Genomic DNA, 425 nt, shown 5'->3' with positions numbered 1-425 from the left:
CGGACCGCTGCCCCGGATCGGTGAAGGCATCGGACGGCGGAGGGGAAACGGGCAGGTCGACGGCGTCCACGACCGGCTCCTCGGCCTCCTCGGGCTCAGGCTGCTCGACGGGATCCTCGGGATCCTCGGCCCGCGCCTGCTCCAACGGCGACAGCGAACGCCCGGGTCGCTCCTTCCCGGCCCCGGCCTCGCGCCCGGCCAGCGGGGCGGTCGAGCCGGAGACGTCGGGAGAAGCGGAAGCGGAGGAGGAGGGTTCCGGAGGGTCGGCTCCGGGCCCGGCGGGGGCCTGCGCGTCGTGCCCGGTCGCCACCGGGGAGGGCGGGACCGGGCCGGTCCCCGATACTCCGGGGACCGGAACGCCGGACGGCAGGGGCAGGGCGGAAGGAAGCGTCGAGGGGGACGTGGAGCCCGACGGGGCGGACGGC

At 77.4% G+C, this 425-nt stretch carries 1 pseudogene; it reads right to left on the bottom strand.

Annotated features, from left to right (window positions below):
* A pseudogene (locus tag AB0C16_RS40700) lies at positions 1 to 310 on the bottom strand (hypothetical protein); the annotation flags it as partial.
* Between the last annotated feature and the right edge of the window lie 115 nt (positions 311 to 425).

Origin of the sequence: Nonomuraea sp. NPDC048916, from assembly GCF_040649575.1 — a bacterium.
Classification (GTDB): domain Bacteria; phylum Actinomycetota; class Actinomycetes; order Streptosporangiales; family Streptosporangiaceae; genus Nonomuraea.
The sequence above is the reverse complement of the archived record's forward strand: the minus strand, read 5'-3'. Positions and strand labels throughout refer to the sequence as shown.